At 58.0% G+C, this 20985-nt stretch carries 18 protein-coding genes; 15 read left to right on the top strand and 3 right to left on the bottom strand.

Annotated elements, in window-relative coordinates; translation table 11 throughout:
* Window positions 1-2 precede the first annotated feature (2 nt).
* The 3 genes from carB (at window position 3) to H8K20_RS10005 (ending at window position 5230) form a co-directional block, all read left to right on the top strand.
* Complete coding sequence (carB, locus tag H8K20_RS10015) at window positions 3-3194, top strand: carbamoyl-phosphate synthase large subunit (protein WP_186488330.1); 3192 nt, start codon at window positions 3-5, stop codon at window positions 3192-3194.
* 343 nt (window positions 3195-3537) lie between these two features.
* Window positions 3538-4107, top strand: coding sequence for a manganese efflux pump MntP (locus H8K20_RS10010; RefSeq protein WP_105205077.1), 570 nt, complete (start codon window positions 3538-3540; stop codon window positions 4105-4107).
* Window positions 4108-4282: 175 nt separating this feature from the next.
* Complete coding sequence (locus H8K20_RS10005) at window positions 4283-5230, top strand: 2-hydroxyacid dehydrogenase (RefSeq protein WP_186488329.1); 948 nt, start codon at window positions 4283-4285, stop codon at window positions 5228-5230.
* 115 nt (window positions 5231-5345) lie between these two features.
* Here the strand turns inward: H8K20_RS10005 and H8K20_RS10000 are convergent, their stop codons facing one another.
* Complete coding sequence (locus H8K20_RS10000; protein ID WP_186488328.1) at window positions 5346-6098, bottom strand: alpha/beta hydrolase; 753 nt, start codon at window positions 6096-6098, stop codon at window positions 5346-5348.
* 145 nt (window positions 6099-6243) lie between these two features.
* Between H8K20_RS10000 and H8K20_RS09995 the strand changes: the two genes are divergently transcribed.
* The 11 genes from H8K20_RS09995 to H8K20_RS09945 all read left to right on the top strand — a co-directional run bounded on the left by H8K20_RS09995 (window position 6244) and on the right by H8K20_RS09945 (window position 18175).
* On the top strand, window positions 6244-7251 hold the full coding sequence (locus H8K20_RS09995) for a helix-turn-helix transcriptional regulator (protein ID WP_186488327.1): 1008 nt from the start codon (window positions 6244-6246) through the stop codon (window positions 7249-7251).
* Between the two features lie 47 nt (window positions 7252-7298).
* Window positions 7299-7814 carry a DUF6933 domain-containing protein gene (locus H8K20_RS09990; RefSeq protein WP_105205073.1) on the top strand — a complete coding sequence of 172 codons (516 nt, stop codon included), beginning with the start codon at window positions 7299-7301 and terminating at the stop codon, window positions 7812-7814.
* Between the two features lie 35 nt (window positions 7815-7849).
* Window positions 7850-8398 (top strand): DUF5662 family protein, encoded by a 549-nt coding sequence (locus tag H8K20_RS09985; protein ID WP_154866677.1) that lies wholly within the window; start codon window positions 7850-7852, stop codon window positions 8396-8398.
* Window positions 8399-8736: 338 nt separating this feature from the next.
* Window positions 8737-9939, top strand: coding sequence for an MFS transporter (locus tag H8K20_RS09980; protein WP_186488326.1), 1203 nt, complete (start codon window positions 8737-8739; stop codon window positions 9937-9939).
* A gap of 201 nt (window positions 9940-10140) precedes the next feature.
* Window positions 10141-11121, top strand: coding sequence for an adenosine deaminase (gene add, locus H8K20_RS09975; RefSeq protein WP_186488325.1), 981 nt, complete (start codon window positions 10141-10143; stop codon window positions 11119-11121).
* 196 nt (window positions 11122-11317) lie between these two features.
* Window positions 11318-12397, top strand: a complete 1080-nt coding sequence (mtnA, locus tag H8K20_RS09970) for an S-methyl-5-thioribose-1-phosphate isomerase (protein ID WP_186488324.1) — start codon at window positions 11318-11320, stop codon at window positions 12395-12397.
* A 12-nt stretch (window positions 12398-12409) separates the two neighbouring features.
* A complete protein-coding gene (locus H8K20_RS09965; protein ID WP_243206440.1) occupies window positions 12410-13063 on the top strand; it encodes a class II aldolase/adducin family protein in 654 nt (217 codons plus the stop codon).
* Between the two features lie 303 nt (window positions 13064-13366).
* Window positions 13367-14314: a nucleoside hydrolase gene (locus H8K20_RS09960; RefSeq protein WP_186488323.1), complete on the top strand. Its 948-nt coding sequence runs from the start codon at window positions 13367-13369 to the stop codon at window positions 14312-14314.
* A 67-nt stretch (window positions 14315-14381) separates the two neighbouring features.
* Window positions 14382-15344 carry a nucleoside hydrolase gene (locus H8K20_RS09955; protein WP_186488322.1) on the top strand — a complete coding sequence of 321 codons (963 nt, stop codon included), beginning with the start codon at window positions 14382-14384 and terminating at the stop codon, window positions 15342-15344.
* Window positions 15345-15533: 189 nt separating this feature from the next.
* Window positions 15534-16526, top strand: coding sequence for a nucleoside hydrolase (locus tag H8K20_RS09950; protein WP_186488321.1), 993 nt, complete (start codon window positions 15534-15536; stop codon window positions 16524-16526).
* 353 nt (window positions 16527-16879) lie between these two features.
* Window positions 16880-18175: a glucosyltransferase domain-containing protein gene (locus H8K20_RS09945; protein ID WP_186488532.1), complete on the top strand. Its 1296-nt coding sequence runs from the start codon at window positions 16880-16882 to the stop codon at window positions 18173-18175.
* Between the two features lie 505 nt (window positions 18176-18680).
* On the opposite strand, the gene H8K20_RS09940 is transcribed toward H8K20_RS09945, so the two are convergent.
* Complete coding sequence (locus tag H8K20_RS09940; RefSeq protein ID WP_186488320.1) at window positions 18681-19157, bottom strand: PhzA/PhzB family protein; 477 nt, start codon at window positions 19155-19157, stop codon at window positions 18681-18683.
* A 15-nt stretch (window positions 19158-19172) separates the two neighbouring features.
* Window positions 19173-19658 (bottom strand): PhzA/PhzB family protein, encoded by a 486-nt coding sequence (locus H8K20_RS09935; protein WP_186488319.1) that lies wholly within the window; start codon window positions 19656-19658, stop codon window positions 19173-19175.
* A gap of 258 nt (window positions 19659-19916) precedes the next feature.
* On the opposite strand from H8K20_RS09935, the gene H8K20_RS09930 reads away from it, so the two are divergent.
* Window positions 19917-20969, top strand: a complete 1053-nt coding sequence (locus tag H8K20_RS09930) for an ADP-ribosylglycohydrolase family protein (protein WP_186488318.1) — start codon at window positions 19917-19919, stop codon at window positions 20967-20969.
* Window positions 20970-20985 lie beyond the last annotated feature (16 nt).

Genomic DNA, 20985 nt, shown 5'->3' with positions numbered 1-20985 from the left:
CTATGCCGAAAAGAGAAGATATCAAAAAAGTGCTGGTCATCGGCTCGGGCCCCATCGTCATCGGCCAGGCGGCAGAGTTCGACTACGCCGGCACCCAGGCCTGCCGCGCCCTGAAAGAGGAAGGGCTGGAGGTGGTGCTCATCAACTCCAACCCGGCCACCATCATGACCGACAAGGCCATGGCCGACAAGATCTACATCGAGCCGCTGGTACCGGAAGTGGTAAAAAAGATCATCCTGCTGGAAAAGCCGGACAGCGTGCTGCCCACCCTGGGCGGGCAGACCGGGCTCAACCTGGCCATGGAGCTGGCCGAGGAGGGCTTTTTAGAGCAAAACAGCGTGAAGCTGCTGGGCGCCAACCCCGAGACCATCAAGAAAGCCGAGGACCGGCAGGCCTTTAAAGACACCATGGAGAGCATCGGCGAGCCGTGCATCCCCTCGAAGGTGGTCAACACCACCCCCGACGCGCTGGAGTTTGCCGAGGTTATCGGCTACCCGGTCATCGTGCGGCCGGCCTTTACGCTGGGCGGCTCCGGCGGCGGCATCGCCCAGGACCCCGAGCAGCTGCACGAGATCTGCGACAACGGGCTGCGGCTGTCACCCATCACCCAGGTGCTCATCGAGAAGTGCATCTCGGGCTGGAAAGAGATCGAGTACGAGGTGGTGCGCGACGGAAAAGGCAACGTCATCACCGTGTGCAACATGGAGAACATCGACCCGGTGGGTGTGCACACCGGCGACAGCGTGGTGGTGGCCCCCTCCCAGACGCTGACCGACCGCGAGTACCAGATGCTGCGCTCGTCGGCGCTAAACATCATCTCGACTTTAAAGATAGAGGGCGGCTGCAACGTGCAGTACGCGCTGCACCCGGACAGCTTTGAGTACGCCGTTATCGAGGTGAACCCCCGCGTGTCGCGCTCGTCGGCGCTGGCCTCGAAGGCCACCGGCTACCCCATCGCCAAGGTGGCGGCCAAAATAGCCATCGGCTACAGCCTGGACGAGATCCCCAACGCGGTGACCGGCAAGACCTGCGCCTGCTTTGAGCCGGCGCTGGACTACTGCGTGGTGAAGTTCCCCAAGTGGCCCTTTGACAAGTTCGTGTACGCCGAAAAGACGCTGGGCACCCAGATGAAGGCCACCGGCGAGGTGATGGCCATCGCCCAGAACTTTGAGCTGGCCATGATGAAGGCGGTGCACTCCATCGAGTTGGGGCTGGACACACTGACGTTGCCTCAGCTGGAGGACCTGCCCGACGAGGAGATCGTAAAGCTGCTGGCGAACACCGACGACGAGCGGCTGTTCGTGGTGTACGAGGCCATTAAGCGCGGCATCTCGTTTGACGAGATCTTTGACATCACCAAGATCGACAAGTGGTTCTTGGCCAAATTCGGCAAGCTGGCCAAGATGGAGAACGCCCTGAAAGAGGGCGAGCTGACGGTGGAGAAGTACCGCGCGGCCAAGAAGCTCGGCTTTTTAGACGCCACCATGCGCCGGCTGTCGGGGCAGGAGTGCCCGGAGAAGCTGCTGGCCGACTACAAGATGGTGGACACCTGCGCGGCGGAGTTCACCGCCGAGACGCCGTACTTCTACTCCTCTTTTGACGGGGACAACGAGGCCGCCGAGCACATTGCCGCCCACGACAGCGGCAAGAAGAAGATCGTGGTTTTCGGCTCGGGGCCCATCCGCATCGGGCAGGGCATTGAGTTTGACTACTGCTGTGTGCACTGCGCCTGGGCGCTGAAAGAGAAGGGGTATGAGGCCATCATCGCCAACAACAACCCCGAGACGGTATCCACCGACTTTGACACCGGCGACCGGCTGTACTTCGACCCGCTCAACGCCGAGTACGTCGAGAGCCTGCTGGCCACCGAAAAGCCCTACGGGGTGGTGGTGCAGTTCGGCGGCCAGACGGCCATCAAGCTGACCAAACACCTGCAGAAGATGGGGGCCAACATTTTGGGCTCTTCGCCCGACGCCATCGACGAGGCCGAGGACAGAGAGCGCTTTGACGCGCTGCTGGAACGCTGCGGCATCCCCCGCCCCCAGGGCCACACGGTGTACACCACCGAGGAGGCCATCAAGGCGGCCGGCGAGCTTGGCTACCCGGTGCTGCTGCGCCCCTCCTACGTGCTGGGCGGGCAGAACATGATCATCGCCTACTCGGACGCCGACGTGACCGAGTACATGCAGATCATCACCGCCCACGAGCTGGAGAACCCGGTGCTCATCGACAAATACCTGACCGGCATCGAGTGCGAGGTGGACGCCATCTGCGACGGCGAGGACTTCTTGATCCCCGGTATCATGCAGCACATCGAGCGGGCGGGCATCCACTCGGGCGACTCGATCTCGGTATACCCCAGCCAAGACCTGAGCGAGCAGATAAAAGAGACCATCGTCGACTATACCGCCCGGCTGGCGCGGCAGCTGCACATCGTGGGGCTGATGAACATCCAGTACGTGGTGCACGAGGGAAAGGTGTACATCATCGAGGTCAACCCCCGCTCCTCGCGCACGGTGCCGTATATCAGCAAGGTGACCGGCGTGCCCATGGTCGACCTGGCTACCCGCTGCATGCTGGGCGAGCGCCTGACCGACATGGGCTTTGGCACCGGGCTCTACCCAGAAAAGGACTTTGTGGCGGTGAAGGTGCCGGTATTCAGCTTTGAAAAGCTCAAGGATCTGGACACCCAGCTGGGGCCGGAGATGAAATCTACCGGTGAGGTGCTGGGCGTGGCCGAGACCTTTGAGGACGCGCTGTTTAAGGGGCTGGCAGCTGCCGGCTACAAATTCAAGCGGCCCGGCGGGATCCTGTTCACGGTGCGCGACCAGGACAAGCACGAGATCATCCCCATCGCCGAGCGCTTTGACGCCATGGGCTTTGACCTGTACGCCACCGGCGGCACCGCCCTGCGGCTGAATAAAAACATGGTGGCCACCACCTCGGTGCGCAAGATCGGCGAGCCGTCGCCCAACGTGCTGGATCTGCTGGAGAGCGGCAAGATCGATTACGTGTTCTCCACCTCCAGCAAGGGCCGCACCCCCGAGCGGGACGGCGTGCGCATCCGCCGCAAGGCGGTGGAACACCAGATCCCCTGCCTGACGGCTATCGACACCATCGATATGCTCTCGCGCTGCCTTATCTCGGGCAAGAAGATCGAGGACATCAGCGTGGTGGATATCACCAAGATCTGACGACTGCAACTGCCGTAAGATAGAGAAGGCACCTGCCCTTGAGCGGCGGGTGCCTTTTTGGTGGCTGCACTGCTTTTTGAGGGGCTATGGGGCCGATCGGCGGTGCAGGGCCGCTAGACGGCGGTAAAAGAGGTTGACGGGATAGACAAAATAGGGTATGCTTTACAGGCGTAAGGGAGTAGTCGCCGCCGGGGTGCCGGCGGGATGAAGCCAACATCTTGGAACGCAGTTCCTGGCTTTGTATGAAACGACGAGACTTATCTGCTGACTGCAGGTAGGTCTTTTTTGTTGGACCGGCGGCGGTTCTGGCAAGAGAGCATTTTGAGAGAGGATGTAATAGATCATGAGCACCTGGGCGCTGTTTATCATTGCGGTGGGGCTGTCGATGGATGCCTTTGCCGTAGCCATTTGTAAAGGGCTTTCGGTAAAGCGGGCCGGGATAAAGCACTGCGCAGTGACGGGGCTTTATTTTGGCGGCTTTCAGGGGCTGATGCCGCTGCTCGGCTACTTTTTGGGGGTGCAATTCGAGTCGCTCATCACCAGCGTGGACCACTGGATCGCCTTTGTGCTGCTGGGGGCCATCGGCGTAAACATGATCCGTGAGTCGCGCAGCTGTGCCGAGTGTGAACAGCTCGACGGCTCGTTTGGGCCCCGGGCCATGCTGCCGCTGGCGGTGGCTACCAGCATCGACGCATTGGCGGTAGGGGTGACTTTTGCCTTTTTACAGGTAGACATCGTGCCGGCGGTGTGCTTTATCGGCGGCATCACCTTTATACTGTCGGCGGTAGGGGTAAAGGTGGGCAATATTTTTGGTGCCCGCTTCAAGTCGAGAGCCGAGCTGCTGGGCGGCGCGGTGCTGGTGCTGATGGGCGCCAAGATCCTGCTGGAGCACCTGGGCATTCTGGGCGCATAAACAATAGGCACCGCGGAGCTGGGCAGCAGGGCAGTATTCCCCGGGAAATGGGCCACCGCGGCGCGCCGGGCAGGCCGCTTTGCCGCTTGCGCGGGGCGGGGCAACGTGTTATGATGGAGACCGTGAAAAAGCGGGCCGCTGCGGCCCTGGGAAGATATATATGGAGGGATCTTACATGAACATCGTACTGCTGGAATCGCTGGGTGTGCCGGAGGATGTGCTGGCCGACTGCGCCAGTCCGCTGACCGAGGCGGGCCACACCTTTACCGCCTACCCCAAAGACACCGACCCCGCGGTGATGATCGAGCGCGCCCGCAACGCCGACGTGCTGATGATCGCCAACATGCCGCTGCCGGCAGAGGTCATCGAGGCCTGTGACCACCTGAAATTTATTGATGTCGCCTTTACCGGTGTCGACCACGTAGCGCTTTCTGCCGCCGAGAAAAAGGGCATAAAGGTGAGCAACGCGGCCGGGTACTCCACCCAGGCGGTGGCCGAGCTGAGCCTGTGCCTGATGCTGTCGCTGCTGCGCCGTGTGCCCCAGGTAGAGGCCCGCTGCCGCGCCGGCCAGACCAAAGACGGCCTGGTGGGCTGTGAGCTCGCCGGCAAGACGGTGGGCATCGTGGGGACCGGCGCCATCGGCCTGCAGACCGCGCGGCTGTGCCGGGCTTTTGGCTGCAAGGTGCTAGCCTATGCCCCCCGCCCCAAAGAGGCCGCCAAAGAGCTGGTGGAGTACGTGTCGCTGGAGGAGCTGCTGGCCCAGTCGGACGTGGTGTCGCTGCACTGCCCCCTCAACGACTCGACCCGCGGTATGATCGACGCGGCGCATATCGCCATGATGAAACCTACCGCCATTCTCATCAACGTGGCCCGTGGCCCGGTGGTGGACAGCCAGGCGCTGGCCGACGCCTTGAACGCCGGGAAGATCGCCGGGGCCGGCATCGACGTATTCGAGACCGAGCCGCCGCTGGCCACCGACCACCCGCTGCTGCACAGCAAAAACACGCTGGTCACCCCGCATGTGGCGTTTGCCTCGGCCGAGTCGATGGTGGCCCGGGCCCAGATCGTGTTCGACAACATCCAGAAATGGATGGACGGCGAGCAGGCCAATATCGTGCTGTAGTGCTGTAGTGTTTAGGCGCTAAACTTTTCAAAGCCCATAAAAGAGCCCCTGTCCGTACGCACGCCGGACAGGGGCTCTTTTAGAAGTGTGAAAAATGGCCGGGCAGGGCCGACAGCTACTGCGAGGTGTGGCCGAGCAGCGCCTGCTGCCGGCAAAACCAGCGGAGCATGTGGGCGTGCCGCTGGGGGATACCGGTGAAGTGGTCGCCCCGCTCCCACCGGTAGGTGACGGCGTCATCCCCCACCTTTTGGCGCAAAATATCCGCTGCCTGCAGGGCACATGCGCCCACCTGGGACATGACCGGGTGGCGGGTCTTTTCTTCAGTATCGCCCAGCGACAGGTAGTAGCCGCCAGCACGGGGCTGATTTTGGCCCATATACTCCAGCCAGCGGGGAAACCACATCGACCCCGACATGGAGGCCGCAAAGCCAAAGGCAGAGCTGTCGTAGGCGGCGTAGATGGCGAAGAGACCGCCCAGCGAGTAGCCGGCGATACCGGCAGCCTGCGGGCCGGGCAAGACCCTGTACTGCGCCTGTATGAAAGGCAGCACCTGTTTTGTGATGAGCTGCAGATGCCCGCTGGCCCCTCCGCCAAACGGGGCGGCACCGCGAAATACGGCCGGCGCCGGCCAAGGCGTATAGTCGCGGTCGCGGTCGTCGGCATACACTCCCACCAGCAGACAGGGGGAGGCGGCAGCTACCGAGTCGGCGGTGAGCAGGCCGTTGAGCGCCGGCTCGATACCCTGCAACATGTCGCCGTCGGTACAGTAGAGTACCGGCAGGGGCCTCTCTTTTGGCAGGTCGGGCCGCCACACGAGCAGTTTGGTCTGTGACAGCCGGTGGGTGTTTACCGTATAGCCGATGGACATCGCACACACCTCTTTTTACTAAAATGGGGCGGCATGGGCGCAGCCCCGGTCACCGCTATTGTAACACCGGCGGCAAAGATGTGCAAAAAAACGCCGATCGTGCTAAACTAGAATCAACCGATCTTAGAGTGGGGAGGCCGCGACTATGGCTAAGCGCGCCGGGCAAAAACTGCGCATTTTACAGGTGATGCAGCTCATTTTGCAGCACACCGATGAGGAACACGGTCTGACCTTGGCGCAGATGGCGACCATGCTGCGGGATCAGGGCCTCGACTGTGAGCGCAAGAGCTTATATGACGACATACAGACACTGCGCGATTTTGGACTGGATATATTGCTGCAAAAGCAGGGGCGGCAGAGCGTATACCTGCTGGCCAGCCGCGACTTTGAGCTGCCGGAGCTAAAGCTTTTGGTGGACGCCGTACAGTCCTCCCGCTTTATCACTGCCAAAAAATCAGAACAGCTGATCGGCAAGATCGAGCGGCTGGCCAGCGTGCCCCAGGGGCGGCAGCTACAGCGCCAGGTGTATGTACAGGGCCGTATCAAGACGATGAACGAGAGCATCTACCACAATGTGGATAAACTGCACGAGGCTATATCGGCCGGGCGGCAGATAAAATTTCGCTACTTTCAGTGGTCGGTGCAGTTTGGCAGCGGCAGCCGGGTGGTAAAGTCGTACCGCCACGGCGGCGCGCTGTACCAGATAAGCCCCTGGGCGCTGCTGTGGGACGACGAGAACTACTACATGGTGGGATACGACGGCGCGGCGGGCAAGATCAAGCACTACCGGGTGGACAAGATGGAGGCCATACAGCTGACCGATCTGGCGCGGGATGGGCAGCGGGAGTTTGCCAGTTTTGACACGGCGGTGTACTCGAAAAAGGTGTTTGGCATGTACGGCGGGCAGGAGCAGACGGTGCGCCTGCGATTTGCCGACTACCTGGCCGGGGTGGTGGTGGACCGCTTTGGCCCCGACCTGCCGCTGCGCCCGGCGGGGCCGGGCCAGTTTATCGCCGTGGTACAGGTGCAGACCAGCCCCCAGTTTTTCAGCTGGGTATTTGGGCTGGGCGACGGGGTACAGATCTTATCGCCCCAGCAGATAGTGGACGACTTTTTACACCACGCCCGCCAGGTGACCGACCTGTACCGGTGACCGAAATGGGCCGGACGCCGTATGATGACAGGGGGGGCAAAAGACCTGTGGAGCTGGGACTGACGATACCTTTACAGCGGCAGACCGGGCACCGGGCAGGGCCCAGCGGCGGCAGCGGACCGATGTACTGCTGGGACCTGCACGGCATCGAACTGGCCGGACGGCGCTGCCTGCTGGGGGTGCAGACATCCAGCAGGTACAGCTTTGTGCTGTACGACCTGAGCCCTTTTCAGTGGCAGCAGCTGGCCGACACGGCGGTGCAGGCCGTTGGCCAGTGTCTGCACCTGGAGGGCTTTTCTGCCCCGCAGGTAGACCGGTACCTGGCGCTGGCCGGGAGCGCTGCGTACACCAAGACCCACGGCCGCCGCGAAGTGGCCTTTTTGAACCGGGCCTGGTTTTTTTGCCTGGAGCAGGAGCTGGCCGTAGACACCGGGCGGCAGCTGCAGACCGGGCTGATGGAGCTGTGCAACACCCAGCCCTGCCGCTGCGCCGGGCACCCGGGGCTGGGTGTGGCCAGAACGCGGTTTTGGCAAGATCTGGCTGCGTTGGGTCTGCGCCGATAGCCACAGTACGAGAAGTTTGGAAACAGGGTGAGCACATGAGCCTTAAAAAAGCGCTTTTACATTTGAAGACCATCAACCACCACAAAAAGCTGGTGCGGCAACACTGTTTTCGGGTGGGGCTGTACCGACGGGGACTGCTGCACGATCTGTCGAAATACACGCCGGCAGAATTTTTGGCCGGCGCCAGGTATTTTCAGGGCGACCGCAGCCCCAACGACGCCCAGCGCCAAGCCGAGGGCTACAGTGCTGCCTGGCTGCACCATAAGGGGCGCAACAAGCACCACCTGGAGTACTGGATCGACTACGACCCCCAGGGCAGTCACCAGCTGTGCGGGATGCAGATGCCGGTGGCCTATGTCGTGGAGATGTTTTGCGACCGGATGGCCGCCAGCAAGACCTACCGGGGCAGCGCCTACTGCGACCGCGACCCCTATGATTACTACATGCGGGCCAGAGACCACTACCTGCTGCACCCCACCACCCGGGCGCTGCTGGAAGCGATGCTCACCAAATTAAAAGATGAGGGGGAAGAGGCGGTGTTTTCGTATATCCGTACCGATATACTAAAAAATGCGGCCAAATGAGTGTGCCCGACACCGCCGCCACTTTTTACCAGCTGACAGGTGCTGTGACCGCACCGGCCGGCTGGTGTTTTTTTACCGGCGGGCGGCGCCGCTGGAACGCGAGGCGGCAGAGGGTCCCAACAGGTACAGCTATTCCCGAAAACGGTGCCAGGCAAGTGGTTCTGTCAGCGGCACAACGCACAACACCGCCGGCAAAAAAACGTGCGCTGTGCCAAAGGTCCGCTGTTTTCGCCGCAACCCGACAAGGACAACACAAGTTGCCGGCAAAGTTTGGGCCATCCCTATGGGCTGCGCCGTGCTATACTGGGTATAGACCTTTTGAGGGGGAGGTATATACCGTGAGACAAACACAGGCCAAGCGGACCATCATCCAATTTATGGCCACCTACTTTTTGTTCCAGATGTTTATCAGCGGGCCGTCGAGCTACCTGCCGCTTTTTCTGCAGGATCGGGGGCTTTCCGACACACAGATCGGCATCGTGCTGGGCGTGTCACCTTTTGTGTCGATGGCCGGGCAGTTTATATGGGCCGGGGTGGCCGACCGGGTGGGCTCGGTCAACCGCATCTTTTTTCAGCTGTCGGTGGTGTCGCTGCTCATCGTGCCGCTGCACCTGCTGTTCGGCGGCTTTTACTACATGTTTTTTATTCTGTGCATCTTCGACTTTTTCTACAGCGCTTTGGCACCGCTGCTGGATTCGCTGGGCATCTACTACGCCCAGGCACAGAAATTCAACTTCGGCAACTTTCGCCTGATGGGGTCGCTGGGCTTTTTGGTGGCGGCGCTGATCTCCGGTTTTTTGGCCGATTTAAAGATCGACTACATCTACTACTTTCAGGTGGCTATGGGCGTGCTGTTTTTGGTGTGCATACCGCTGCTGCCCAAAGTGCAGATGCCCAAGATGAAAAAGGCGGTATTCAACCCCGTGGTGCTGCTGCGCAAGCCGTCGGCGCTGATGGTGCTGCTGGTGGTGGCCCCCATTATGTTTGGATTTGGCTACAGCCTGAGCTTTTACCCCACCTACCTGGTGGGACAGCTGGGGGCGCCCAGCTCGTATATCGGTATCGGCAACATCGTGTCGATCACTATTGAAGTGACGTTTTTGTTTTTTATGGATAAACTGGTGGACCGTGTACCCATCAAACTGCTGTTAGCCGGCATCTCGTTTTTGACCATCGTGCGGTGGACAGTGTACGGCTTATCGGACAGCATTTTACTGGTGCTGCTGTTTTTTGGCATACAGGGCATCACCTCGGTGGCGACCTACTTTTTCGCCTCGTTTTACTTTAAGCGCATCGCCCCGCCGGAGGGGAAGGTGAGCACCCAGACGCTGGTGTCGATCTACTGCTACGGTATATGCCGGGGGCTGGGGGCACTGCTGGGGGCGCCGCTGACCCAGCTGGTGGGCGGGACCCGTAACGCCTTTTTGGCCATTGCCGGTATAACGCTGGCGGCGCTGGTGCTGTTTATGCTGATCCCGGTGAAATTTGTACAGCAGGAACAGGCCGACAGTGGTGTGCAGATCGGTGACGAGGGCCGGTAAACCCACTTTACACACATCTTTAAGGGGCGGCGTGCCGGGGCACACCGCCCCTTGTTTTGCCCATCTCTTGTGTTATAATACTCTTATTATAGCCGGCGGTACTGCACGCCGAATGCAGTGCCGCCGGCCGGACCTGATGAGAGCAAGAGCGCCCCGCCGCACGATAGCGGCGGGCGGAGTTATTTGCTAGGAGGAAAAAATATGTACGATTTTCCCAAGATAGATCTGCACCTGCACCTGGATGGATCGGTGCGGCCAGCCACCTGTTTAGAGCTGGCCCGCCAGCAGGGCGTAACCGAGTTGGCCAACCTGACGCTGGCGGAGATGGCCGACCGCATGCGCATGCAGCCCGATGCTGCCGAGGACGATTTTTCGGCCTTCGACACGCCGCTCATGGTCATGCAGACTGCCGAGGCACTGACCCGCATCACCGCCGAGCTGGTGGAGGACCTGGCCGCACAGGGGCTGGTCTACGCCGAGATACGCTTTGCACCTCAGTTCCACCGCCAGCAGGGCATGAGCCAGCGGGAGGCCATAGAGGCGGTATTGCAGGGCGCCCACCAGGGGATGGAGCGCCACAGCAGCATAAAGGTGGGCATTATACTCTGCGCGATGGCTTTTGGGCCGGCGACAGAGACCTATACCCAGAACGTGGAGACCGCCCACCTGACCGGGGAGTATCTGGGGCGCGGAGTGGTGGCGATGGACCTGGCCGGATACGAGGACCGGCTGCCGGAATTTGCCCCTATTTTTGAGCTGGCACACCAGCTAGAGCTGCCCACCACCTGCCACGCCGAGCGGCACGTGGATCAGTGTGTGCCTTTTGCCACCGACCGCATCGGCCACGGCTACCAGGTGGCCGACGAGCCCGCGCTGACAGACTACGTGATAAAAAACAACGTGCCGCTGGAGATGTGCCCGCTGTCGAGCATGGTGTATGGCCTGCCCCGGGATGGCCGGCACCCGCTAAAACGGCTGTACGATGCCGGCGCACCGGTGACGGTGAACACCGACAATATGACTGTGCTAGATACCTGTCTAAAGCGGGAGTACGACATCTGCCGGGCCATGGGCTTTACCGAGCGCGACCTGATACAGCTGAACATCAATAGCGCCCGGGCCGCCTTTTTGCCCGCAGATGAAAAAGAGGCGCTGGTGGCCAAATTGCAGGCCTACTTGTGAGATACCAATAAAAAAGAGCGGCAGCTGGCCGCTCTTTTTTATTGCGCAAACGGCCGGTGATCTGGTACTTCCAAACTGGTAAAGCGCCAAAAAACACCCTGCACTTTGCAGCAAAACAGAAAATCGGCGCCCGGGCGCTGTGAATGGGGGAGAGCGGCACGTATAATGGAAAAAAGCGCAGAAAGGCGGAAGGACTATGCACAGGCGACTTGACTACAGGACCGTGACCCTGCGGGAGGATGGGCGGGCCATCCGCATCATCGACCAGACCCGGCTGCCCCAACAAGTGGTATTTTGCGACCTAGAGACCCAGGAGCAGATCCGGCATGCCATCTACACCCTGCAGGTGCGGGGCGCGCCGGCCATCGGCGTTACCGCCGCTTATGGGCTGGCGCTGGCGGCCGGCGAAATAGACGCCCGGGACCGCGATGGCTTTATGGGGCAGCTGGCGGACAAAAAAGCGTATCTGGCGGCGGCTCGACCCACGGCGGTCAATCTGTTTTGGGCGCTGGACGAGATGGAGACCTTTGCCGCCGGGCTGCGTTACCGCGACCCGAAACAGATGGCGGCCGACATGTTGCAGCGCGCACGGGAGGTAGAGGCGCAGGACGTTCGGGTGTGCCGCCGGATCGGAGAGAACGGCTTGGCGCTGCTGCAGGACGGGTGGGGCATACTGACCCACTGTAACGCCGGGCAGCTGGCAGCCGTTTTGTACGGCACCGCGCTGGCCCCCGTCTACGCGGGAGCCGAGCGGGGATACACCTTTCATATGTACTGCGACGAGACCCGGCCGCTGCTACAGGGAGCCAGACTGACCGCTTTTGAGATGCGGGCGGCGGGTATAGACACCACGCTGCTGTGCGATAATATGGCCGCCACCGCCATGGCCAGGGGAGATATCCAGGCGGTGCTGGTGGGCGCTGACCGCATTGCCGCCAACGGCGACACAGCCAACAAGATCGGCACCTTGGGGGTGGCTATCCTCGCCCAGCATTACGGCATCCCATTTTATGTGTGCGCACCGCTGTCTACCTTTGATCCCTGCTGTGAGAGCGGGGCCGACATCACCATCGAGCAGCGGCCGGGCACAGAGATCAGTGAGATGTGGTATAAACAGCCTATGGCTCCGGCGGGGGTAAAGCTCTATAACCCCGCTTTTGACGTGACGCCGGCGGCGCTGATCACCGGTATCGTAAGCGAGTACGGGGTTGCCCGGGCTCCGTACACACACTCGATCCCGGCGCTGTTTGCGGCCCGCAAGCGGCAGCCGGTCTAGGGGGAGAGACAGATGCAAAGACAGCACTTGCCATTTTGCGAACAGCTGGTACAGGCCGGGCGGGAATTGCTCGGCAGTGGCCTGACCGTGGAGACCTGGGGCAACATCAGCTGCCGCGATCCGGTTACCGGCAACGTATATCTGACGCCCAGCGCTATGGCTTATGACCGCTGTACTGCCGCCGATATGGTGGTGTTTGCCGCCGACGGCACACAGATAGACGGCCGGCGACGGCCCTCGGTAGAGGCGGCCATGCACCTGTCTGTTTACCGGGCGCGCGGCGATGTACAGGCTATTTTACACACCCATCGGGTCTACTCCACCGTATTTGGCTGCCTGGGCGAAAAGATACCGCCTATCATCGACGAGGCGGCACAGGCGCTGGGTGGACCGGTGCCGGTGACCGCCTACGCTCTGCCCGGCAGTGAACAGCTGGCACGAAACTGTGTAGATGCGCTGGGGGCGCTGGGCATGGCCTGCCTGCTGCGCAGCCATGGGGCCGTATGCTGTGGGGTGGACATGGCCGGCACCTTTAAGACGGCGCGGGTGCTGGAGATGACGGCCCAGATCTACTATATGGCCCGCACCATCGGCACACCGGAGGTATTGCCGCCGGACAAGGTGGACTGGATGCGCGATTTTGCCCTCAACCGGTACCGCCAGTGACGACAGCGGATGATCCCAGGCCGGCGTGTGAAGGACTCCGCGGCGCAGGGAGGCAAACAGGAGATATTGTGCGGCGACGGTATCATACCGCCCCTTGTGGGGCGGTATTTTGGTGTGGCGGAGACGGTGCAGCCGGCAGTGCTTAGCAGTTTACACAAAATAGCAGAGACAAATTCGGTACAGGTAAGGGGGGACCGGCCCTAAAACAGCGGTGCAAAGTCCCGCATAGTACGATATAATAGGGACGTATGGAAACGAGCCCGCGGTGTTTAGACCGGCGGCTGTGAAATGGAGGACAAGACAATGAGAAAGATCTTAATGGACTGCGATACCGGTGGCGACGACGCGACTGCCATCTCTCTGGCGGTAGCCAGTGATGATATCGAGCTGTTGGGCGTAACGGCCTGCATGGGCAACCTGGAGCTGTCGGAGACGCTGCGCAACAATCTGGCCCTGGTGTCGTACCTGGGCGTGGCCGACCAGGTGCCGGTGGCCGAGGGGTCAAAAGACCCGCTGGTCCGCACCCGCTGGGTGGGCGCCGCTGGCGAACACCGGCTGGAGATGCCCGGCTTGCCCGCCGACAGCGAGCTGCCGGCCCCGCACCAGCTGGACGCCGTGGAGTTTATGGCCAAGGTACTGCGGGAGAGCGACGACAAAGTGACGCTCATTCCTCTGGCTCCGCTGACCAACATCGCCAAGCTGATGATGCAGTACCCCGAGTTGGTAGAGGAAAAGGTGGATGACATCATCCTGATGGGTGGCGGCATGTACTTTGGCAATACCACCGGCGCTGCCGAGCTGAACTTCTACGCCGACCCCGAGGCCGCCAAAGCGGTGTTTGCCTTTGGCAAACCGGTCGTGATGTGCGGGCTGGACGTATGCTATAACGGGTATATCACCCAGCAGGAAAACGATGAGATCCACGCTATCGGCAACAAACCGGCCGAGGTATTTTACCACATGACCCAGCACACCCTGAAGTGGCAAAAAGAGAATAACGGTGTAGAGCGCGCCCTGATGTACGACAGCGTGCCCATCATCTACATGCTGCACCCCGAGCTGTTTAAGACGGTAAAGGCCGACATCCAGATCGAGACCACCTCCGAGCTGTGTGACGGCATGAGCGTGTGCGATGCGCGCGTGGGCCAGGAGGAGACCGGGCGGCCGCGCATCCACACAGTGGTGCTGGACGTAGACCGCGAGGGCTACATAGAGCGGGTAAAAGAGATCTTAAAACAGGCCGGCAAATAAGCTGACTGGCCCCTGGGCCGACCCCGATACGCGGGGGCGGCTATACGAGAGAAAGGCGCGAAGAACTATGGAACTGAAAAAGAGACCTGTCATCATCGACTGCGATCCCGGCGAGGACGACGCTGTCTGCCTGTTTATGATGTTCGCCGACGAGCAATTCGATATTCTGGGCATCACTCCGGTATGCGGCAATAAACCGCTGGATTTTTGCACCACCAATGCCCTGCGTCTGTGCGAGCTGACCGGCTATACCGATATCCCGGTGCTCAAAGGGGCGCCGAAGGCCATCTTCCGCGAGGCCCGCACCGCCGGCGACATCCACGGCGCCACCGGCCTGGGCAACGTGGTACTGCCCGACCCGGTAAAAACTGTAGAGGACGAATACGCCTGGGACTTTATCTACCGTCAGGCGGTGGCCCATAAGGGCGAGCTGGAGATCTTGGCGGTAGGCCCGCTGACCAACCTGGCCACCGCTCTGCTCAAGTACCCGGACCTCAAGGATTACGTAAAGCAGATCGTGATCATGGGCGGCGCTTCGGGCATGGGCAACATGACCCCCACCGCCGAGTTCAACATCTGGGCTGACCCCGAAGGCGCAAAAGTGGTATTTAAAAGCGGCATCCCTATGGTGATGATGGGGCTGGAGATCTGCTATGACGCCTATGTGAGCCCGGAGGACTTAAAGCGTATTCGCGGCGACAAAGGCGGCAGAGTGGCCGGTGTGGCCGCCGACCTGATCTCGAAACGGGTAGACCACGCCACAGCCAACGGCATGCCCGGCGGCGTGCTGTGCGACGCGGTATCGGCCGCCTATATGATCGACCCCAGCGTGATCGAGTGCGAGCACGTACACGTGGATGTAGAGGTATCCGGTATGCTGACCGAGGGCAAGACGGTAGTGACCCGCTCGTTTACCGAAAATGCCAAACGCGAGCCCAACACCTACCTGGGCTGCGGGATCGATCAGCCCAGATTTATCGACCTGATCGTGGCGGCGGTCGAGAAGATTGACGCACAGCTGGCCCAATAGCATGCTTGCAAGTACCTGATATACAGATATAAAATAGAAAAATGGCAGTCTTTTGCGTTTTTGCATAAAGACTGCCGTTTTTTATGATAGAAAACACGCATTGTACACAGTGCAAAAATCGTGTAGCATAGAAAATGACCGGTGTGCTATCGAGACCGGAATACTGCTGATCAGAGGAGCTTACAAGTTATGGCCAGAAAAGTGATCTTAGATGTAGATACCGGCGGCGATGACGCGATCGCCATTATGACGGCGGCGCTCTGCCCTGACTTAGAAGTGGTGGGCATTTGTACCACTTGGGGAAACCTGCCCATCGAAAATACCACTGAAAATACACTGCGGGTGGTACAGCTGCTGGGGATGGATATCCCGGTGGCCAGGGGCGCCAGTCAGGCCATGGTGAAGACGCTGTTCCCCGGGCGGCTGCACAACCCCTATACGCCCGATTTTGTCATGGATGAAAACGGCAATCGCATCGGCTACCACGACCCCTATCTGCCCATCCCCGCGGCCACCATCAAAGAGAGCAACCTGTGCGCGGTGGAATTTTACATCAAGGCGCTGACCGAATCGGCGGAGAAGATCACTCTGATACCGGTGGGGCCGCTGACCAACCTGGCACTGGCCATGCGAGCCAAGCCCTCGATCTGTGAAAAGATCGAGCAGATCGTCATCATGGGCGGCGGGCACACCCAGCGCAACGATACCGCCTCGGCCGAGTTCAACATCTGGTGCGACCCGGAAGCCGCGCAGGTGGTGCTCACCTCGGGCTGTGACATCACCATCGTCCCGCTGGACGCCACCCACCGCACCGCACTGACTATGGACCACGCCCGCCGCTTTACCGAGATGCACACCCCGGTGGGGGACCTGACCGCCAAGCTCATCGAAGAGCGCATAACCGCCTACCAGCTGCTGCAGCCAGCCAACAGCACCGGCGAGCTGTCTACCCCCATCCACGATGCGCTGGCCGTGTGCGCAGTGATAGACCCCAGCGTGCTCACCGAGGTGCTGTACACCCGGGTGAACGTAGATATGTCAGGCGGGTATGCCGACGGCGCCACCATCGTCGACACCCGTGAAAAGCAGGACCAACCCAAGAACTGCCACTTTGCACTGGATGCCGATATCGACAAATTCGCCGATATGCTGGTGGAGTACCTGGGCCGGTTTGGGGGATAATTGTATAAAGCAAGGAGTATATATTCCTTGCTTTTATATTGCACTTTTTTAGCTGTGCTGATATGATTAAAATAATTGTGTATTGGCCAGTAGTGCCCCTACTAATTTAGGAGAGTATCTATGAGAGAGCATATAGTGAAGTTTAGAATGTTCCTTACTGAACATATTCTGCTGATTGTGACAAATATGTTACTAGTCACCATTGTATTTGGCCTAAGAATATTTTCTAGCAACATAACCATTGACTCAGGTTTTTTTACTGATAAGCCGGATTCTGTGTACAATTGGTTAGATATCTCTCGTTGGGGGCTGGTCTTAACAAAAAAAGTTTTCCACAATATGCATTTTAATTTATATGCAGAAATGGGTATTGCCTTTTTTTTATCCTGCTATTTTTACTCCTGTTCTCCTATTTCTTTTCTTATGTAAATGAAAGTGACAGGCACCTGAATTACTATTTGTTCTGTGCACTTTTTATAACACATCCACTTCTTATGTTGCAGTGGTATTTCTACTTACAGGCATTTGAAATTGCTGTATCTATTGCTTTGGTCGCCGTTTCTCTGACCGGTATTTTTACGTGGATTAAAGAGAATCGATTATCTGGTCTTATCGTCGGTGAGATTGCCATGATCTGGGCTATGGGATCTTACCAGTCTAACGTAATTTTATATATCGCTGGTGCCCTAGGTGGATTCTTATTGCTTAGACAGAAAAATATTAAAGATAGCCTTTTGACAAGTATGAAACTTATACTAACTTTTACCACCGGATTCTTGGTTAACACAGCTATTGGCAAATTGTTTTCATCCGATAGCTCTTATCTTGATACAGGTATCCTATGGGGTAAAGTTCCTATAAAAGAATGTATACACAACATTTTAAAACATATACAAGAGGTTTTACTCGGTAAGACCATCATGAATCTTGGCTTCGCCCTGATTGTGTTGATAACGCTCTTATACGTTATCTATAATCTTACCAGGCATTCTTCGGTAGCTGCATATCGTAGCCTAGTACTTGTTATACTAATTGCTACACCGTTTTTTCTAACATTGTATATGGGGAATATACCTGTATATCGAAGCCAATATGTTTTACCATTTATTATCGGTTTTTGTTTTATGTATTTCTCTGGATCGCTATTTAAAAAGCATATTCGCTCTAATCTTTGGATTGCTAGTGGGTTTATTATCATAGGATGTATGTTTGTTTTACAACAGTTGCAAACCACCTTAAAACTCTGGTATACAGAGGACATTCGCTATCAACAGGATATGGCCATGTACCAACAGTTGAGCAGCTCTCTTGTGCAGACAAATCAGTACACTGCCGGTGATACAGTTGCTTTTGTTGGGACTTGGGAAGCTCCACTGAACCCCAGTTGTTCAGCGCCTATTGAATTTGTTGGCATATCACATTTTTCTTTGGCCAAGGATCTTCCCCCCTACTACTACCATTCAAACACCTATGCACATGAGCTTCGGTTAACTAATGGCATAGAGTTGGGAATGCCATCCTCTGAACAAATGGAGATTGCTCGAAGAGAAGCAACTGATATGCCTGTCTATCCCTCTTCTGGTAGCATCCGCAAGATAGAAGACGGCTTTTTTGTGATTAAGATAGGGGAGGATCCCTATCCTCTATAGGATAGCTCGTCTCACATCGATGAAAATGATTTTGTTATTAACAGCACTTAACATTAGAAAAAACATTTTAGAAAAGCACCATATAAATCCACAAAAAAGGAAGGCCCTGATTAGGGCCTTCCTTTAAAAATGCTTCCTATTCTGCTATCACCGATCGCGGGCCAGTTTCTTTACACTGGTGCTCTGCAATACATGCATACGCCCCCACACAAACCTGTCGGTGAAACCCCTGCTGATCTGTTTTTATTGAATCCAGCTATTGGTCGGAGTTGGAATATACCGGGGAGTTGCTGAATCCTCAGATCTTACAACTATCCATTGGACCTACCTCCGTCATTGAAAGCAGCTATTTTACAGTTTCGAAAGGAAGAAGAGATACACACCCCATCCTCTTTTCTTGACTATAGTATACACAATATTTTAAACATTGTAAATAGTTTTATCTGTTTTCTACTGTTTATACAAATATGACTATCTCTTATTGGTCAGGTAGCCCAGAGCCAGATCAGTAAGGCATTTTAAAGCCCAATTTGAGCAGCTCGTTGATGGGGTTCATAAATTCGGTATAGTGTTTGATCTTGCCGTCCTCTAAAATAAAGCGGTGCAGCGAGTGTTCGGAGTGTTGGGTGGAGGCGCGCTCTTCGGTACCGGCTTTGAGCGAGGTGCCGGCTCCGTCCGCCTCTACAAAAATGATATTGGGGTCGCCGGTAAGGCGCAGGACCAGGTTTTTAAAAGACCAGTCGGGGAAGTCGCGCACATAAGACTCGTTGGTGGTGCGGATATTGTCGATCCCGCGATTGACCACCGGCTCTTTTTGGCCGGCAAAGCCCAGACTGAGGGTACTGTCGGGACCGTCGACGAACAATTTCCAACGGTTGAGCCGATCCTCGCCGGCAGCAGTCATGTAGCCGATGACCGCCTGCATATTTTTTTGGCGCAGCGCATCGTCGGCCGGGTCGTAATACTTTATCTCAAAATCCATGATATCCTCTCCTCCCTAATCGTTTTCGCCGGGGGCCGGCAGGGTAAAGCCCATCTCGATCAGCTCGCGCGCCGGATTTTTATATTGCAGGTAGTGGCGGATCTTTCCATCCTGCATTTGGAACGTGTGGATAAAATGACCGCCGTGTTGATAGCTGCCCACATCGGCGTTATGGGCCGAACCGGTGCCGTCGGTATCGGCCATGAGGTAGTTCGGGTCGGCGGTGACCAATATTTTGCCCCCCTGCCAGGTGAGGGCCGGGTAGCTGTTGGCCAGTTGCTGCAGGCGCTGCTGTACTGCGGCCCACCCTGTGGCGATATCGGGCTGTCCGGTCTTGGTAAAGGCCTCCCCGTAAGAGATATCGTCCTCTTCGCAGAACAGGCGCATGCGCCGGGGCAGCTCAGCCCCGGTCAGTGCCAAAAATGCCTGTACAGTCTGCGCATTTTTGGCGCGCAGAGCATCGTCAGCCGGGTCAAAAGCGCGGATATCGATCTCGCTCATATACTTACCTCCCTAAATGTGAGCCTGTGTAACACTTTTTTGCTGCCAAGCCATATTTTTTATCAGTATAATCTTATTTTTACTACCGATTCAATGCATAAGATATGAACGCAGTGAGTCACATCAAGATATCAGCGCTTTGCACAACTAGATACGCATATATTTGCACTATTTACATGTTGTCTATACATATTTTTTCTGTTATATTATGTACAGATGTATATACAACTTTCGTTACATAAAGAGAGGTTGGTAAAAATGGAGCAGAACAAATTGTACGACCGCATATTGGGCAGTTTACTGACAGCGGGGGTGGGCGATGCTCTGGGCGCACCGAGTGAGGCGTTCAGCCCAGCCGAGATCAAGGCGCAGTTCGGGCGCATTACCAAATTTGAAGATCCCTCGACCAACTGTATATCGCCGGACAACAAGATCGGCGAGGTGACCGATGACTCGTCGCAGATGTACGAGATGGCCCGCGCGGTGGTGCGCAGCGGCGGCGATTTTACTGCTCAAGATGCAGCCGATGCGCTGATCTACTGGGCGCAGCACTACCCCAAATACTATCCCCGCAATGCAGGGCCAACCACACAGCATGTGATCAAGGCGCTGCTGGCGGGTGAAGATCCCACCACGGTGGGGCAGACTGGAAAAATGTACGGGCGCGGCACCTCTAACGGGGCAGTGATGCGGGTGGCGGCGGCCGGTCTGATCCACCCAGGCGACTATGAGGGAGCCATCCAGACGGCTGTGGCTATGAGCGCCCCGTCGCACGGGACACAGCACGCCTACAGCGGCGCTGCGGCTATAGCCTGTGCTATAGCCGAGGCGCTGACCCCCCACAGCTCGGTGTGGTCGATCTTGCGGGCCGGCCTGTACGGCGCCCAGCAGGGGGAAGAGATCGGGCGGCGGACAGCGCGGATAGCAGCCGGAATCCCCGTGTACCCCAAGGTGGTAAAGGCGATCGAGATCGCGCTGCGCTGCCGCGATATGCAGGAGGCTGAGACCGAACTGGAGTGCACCATCGGCGCCGACGATATCTCGGTACAGGGGACCACTGCGCTGGCGCTGGGGCTGTTTGCCGCGGCGGACGGCGACTCGATGAAGACCATTTTGAGCGGGGCCAACATCGGCGGCGATACGGATACGATCGCCTGTGTTGCAGGGATGATCGCCGGGGCGTATAATGGTACCGGCGCCATTGACGGGCAGCTGCTGGCACAATTTGAACAGGCCAATACCTCGTTTGACTTCCGCGGGGTGGCCCAGGGACTGTGCGACATCGCCTGCCGGCAGCAGTGCGCAAACTAAAAAGACTGAGGATACA

The organism is Neobittarella massiliensis (ex Bilen et al. 2018) (assembly GCF_014269355.1).
GTDB classification, from domain to species: domain Bacteria; phylum Bacillota; class Clostridia; order Oscillospirales; family Ruminococcaceae; genus Neobittarella; species Neobittarella massiliensis.
Note: the sequence above shows the minus strand (reverse complement) of the source record. Positions and strands in the feature narration are given on the sequence as shown.

Coding starts and splice junctions, on each gene's coding strand:
- mtnA (WP_186488324.1), top strand. CDS start 11,318: ATGCACAGGCGACTTGACTACAGGACCGTGACCCTGCGGGAGGATGGG.
- H8K20_RS09965 (WP_243206440.1), top strand. CDS start 12,410: ATGCAAAGACAGCACTTGCCATTTTGCGAACAGCTGGTACAGGCCGGG.
- H8K20_RS09960 (WP_186488323.1), top strand. CDS start 13,367: ATGAGAAAGATCTTAATGGACTGCGATACCGGTGGCGACGACGCGACT.
- H8K20_RS09955 (WP_186488322.1), top strand. CDS start 14,382: ATGGAACTGAAAAAGAGACCTGTCATCATCGACTGCGATCCCGGCGAG.
- H8K20_RS09940 (WP_186488320.1), bottom strand. CDS start 19,157: ATGGATTTTGAGATAAAGTATTACGACCCGGCCGACGATGCGCTGCGC.
- H8K20_RS10010 (WP_105205077.1), top strand. CDS start 3,538: ATGAGCACCTGGGCGCTGTTTATCATTGCGGTGGGGCTGTCGATGGAT.
- H8K20_RS09950 (WP_186488321.1), top strand. CDS start 15,534: ATGGCCAGAAAAGTGATCTTAGATGTAGATACCGGCGGCGATGACGCG.
- H8K20_RS09935 (WP_186488319.1), bottom strand. CDS start 19,658: ATGAGCGAGATCGATATCCGCGCTTTTGACCCGGCTGACGATGCTCTG.
- H8K20_RS10000 (WP_186488328.1), bottom strand. CDS start 6,098: ATGTCCATCGGCTATACGGTAAACACCCACCGGCTGTCACAGACCAAA.
- carB (WP_186488330.1), top strand. CDS start 3: ATGCCGAAAAGAGAAGATATCAAAAAAGTGCTGGTCATCGGCTCGGGC.
- H8K20_RS09985 (WP_154866677.1), top strand. CDS start 7,850: ATGAGCCTTAAAAAAGCGCTTTTACATTTGAAGACCATCAACCACCAC.
- H8K20_RS09930 (WP_186488318.1), top strand. CDS start 19,917: ATGGAGCAGAACAAATTGTACGACCGCATATTGGGCAGTTTACTGACA.
- add (WP_186488325.1), top strand. CDS start 10,141: ATGTACGATTTTCCCAAGATAGATCTGCACCTGCACCTGGATGGATCG.
- H8K20_RS09995 (WP_186488327.1), top strand. CDS start 6,244: ATGGCTAAGCGCGCCGGGCAAAAACTGCGCATTTTACAGGTGATGCAG.
- H8K20_RS10005 (WP_186488329.1), top strand. CDS start 4,283: ATGAACATCGTACTGCTGGAATCGCTGGGTGTGCCGGAGGATGTGCTG.